The sequence below is a fragment of the Rhizomicrobium sp. genome (assembly GCF_056722145.1).
This window is the reverse complement of sequence record NZ_JBWZET010000265.1, coordinates 1-2,416: the sequence shown is the minus strand read 5'-3', so window position 1 is coordinate 2,416 and position 2,416 is coordinate 1. Positions and strand designations below refer to the sequence as shown.

General features: G+C 64.0%; 2 protein-coding genes. Both read right to left on the bottom strand.

The features are described 5' to 3' along the window. The coding region (locus tag AC1P6P_RS14020; RefSeq protein WP_481403065.1) for a methyl-accepting chemotaxis protein at positions 1 to 1,801 on the bottom strand (1,801 nt) is incomplete at its 3' end. A 58-nt stretch (positions 1,802 to 1,859) separates the two neighbouring features. Further along, on the bottom strand, positions 1,860 to 2,416 hold a 557-nt coding region (locus AC1P6P_RS14015), incomplete at its 5' end, for a methyl-accepting chemotaxis protein (RefSeq protein ID WP_481403064.1).

Below are 2,416 nucleotides of genomic sequence, written 5' to 3'. Positions count from 1 at the left end.
GGGTCATGTCGAGGGCGAAGCCGCGCGCGCGGGCCTGCTGCTCGGCGACGGTGGCGCCGGCTTTCGTGACCGGCTTGGCGGCGCGCTTCGGTGCCGGCTTGGCGGGCGTGCGGGCTTGAAGGTGGGCGACAGGCGAAGCCGGCTTCCGGGAGGGGGTGAGGATCGGCTTCGCCTGCCCATGTCCGACCGAGGTGGAGTCGGTGCGGAAATAGGCGATGGAGGTCTGCAGTTCTTCCGATTGCGAGGCGAGTTCTTCGCTGGTCGCCGACATCTCTTCCGATGCGGCGGCGTTCTGCTGGGTAACCTTGTCGAGCTGCTGGATCGCTTCGTTGATCTGGCCGGCGCCGATGTCCTGCTCGCGGCAGGCGGCGGAGATTTCGGCGACGAGTTCGGCGGTCTTGTGGATGTCGGGCACCAGCTTCGCCAGCATCTCGCCGGCGGTCTGGGCGGACCTCACGGTTTCGCTCGACAGGCCGCTGATCTCGGTCGCCGCGGTCTGGCTGCGCTCGGCGAGCTTGCGCACTTCGGACGCGACCACTGCGAAGCCCTTGCCGTGTTCGCCGGCGCGCGCCGCTTCCACCGCCGCATTCAAGGCGAGCAGATCGGTCTGGCGGGCGATTTCCTGCACGATGTTGATCTTTTCGGCGATGGTCTGCATGGCGACGACCGCCTTGGTGACCGCCGCGCCCGAAGCTTCCGCATCCTTGGCCGACTGCTTGGAGATCTTCTCGGTCTGGGCCGCGTTGTCGGCGTTCTGCTTGATGTTGGAGGCCATCTGCTCCATCGAGGCCGAGGCTTCTTCCGCCGCCGAAGCCTGTTCGGTGGCTCCCTGGCTGAGCTGCTCGGACGACGCCGACAACTCCTGGCTGCCCGACGAGACGTTGTTGGCGGCCGAGATGGCATCGCCGACGACGCCCCTGAGGCGCTCGACCATGCTCTCCAGCGCCATGCCGAGCTTGTCCTTCTCGGACAGCGGCTTCGGCTGCACCATGAGATCGCCGGCCGCGATCTGGTCGGCCATGGTGGCCGTGTTGCGCAAATTGGCGGTCATGATGTTGACGGAATCGACGACATCCTTGATTTCGTCGTTGGTCCTGACCTCGATGTGCTGGTCGAGATCGCCGATCGCCACCGCCTGGGCCATGACGTTGATCTTCTTGAGGCCGGTCGAGATCGACAGCATCACCCAGATCGCCGCGGCGACCGAAAGGACAAGCGCAAGCACGACGACGCCGATCAGAAGCGCGCGGGTGTTGGCATATTCAGTCGCGGCGTTCGTGGTCGCGTCGTCCATTCCGATCTTGGCGATATTGACGATGCCGTCGGCCGACTTCTGCAGGTCGTTGTTGAGCTTGCTGATGCGGCCGAGGGACAGCGCCTTCGCCTCCTCGTTGTGGTTGGCGAGCGCGAGTTCGCGCAGCCTGGAATCGAGCGGCTTGATCTGTTCCCAGTCCGACCGGATCGTCTCGTAAAGGACGCGCCCCTTTTCGCTGGCGATCTTGGTGCCATGGGCGATGTCGTCATCGACCTGCTGGCGCAAGTCGGAGATCTTGTCGTCATAGACGTGCATCTTGGTTTCGTCGGTTTCGAGAAAGATGTTCTTCTCGTTGCGCACGAAGTCGAGGATGTCGATCTTGACTTCCTTGGCGGTGGAGAGCCGGTCGACATAGGTTCCGGTCAGCATGTTCATCGTGGCGTCCATCGTCGCCAGACTGGTGATGCCGATGTACGAAGCGACCATCAGCATGATGGCGATGAAGCCGAAGGCGAGGCCGAGTTTCAGTTTGATGGTGAAGCGCATGGTCCCCTCCCTGGGGGCGATTTTTTGTTTTTGAGTTCACGATGTTTTGTGAATGGGCTCAGGCGTAGTCGCGAAACCCGTCATCGGCTTCGTCGCGGGCGCCGTGGCTCATGTCGAGGGCGAAGCCTTTGACGCGGGCCTGCTGCTCGGCGACGGTCGCGGGCTTGGCTTTCGACGGCCGCACTTTGACCTTGCCTTGCAAGGCCGCAGCGGGGCGTTTCGGCGCCGGAGCGGGGGCACGCGCATCGTCGGTGCGGAAATAGGCGATGGAGGATTGCATTTCCTCCGACTGCGCCGCGAGTTCCTCGCTGGTCGCCGACATCTCTTCGGATGCGGCGGCGTTCTGCTGGGTGACCTTGTCGAGCTGCTGGATCGCTTCATTGATCTGGCTGGCGCCGACATCCTGTTCGCGGCAGGCAACCGAGATTTCCGACACCAGTTCCGCGGTACGGCGAATATCGGGCACCAGTTTGGCCAGCATCTCGCCGGCGGTCTGCGCAGCTTTCACGGTATCGCTCGACAGCGCGCTGATTTCGGTCGCCGCGGTCTGGCTGCGTTCGGCGAGCTTGCGCACTTCCGAGGCGACCACCGCGAAGCCTTTGCCGTGCTCGCCGG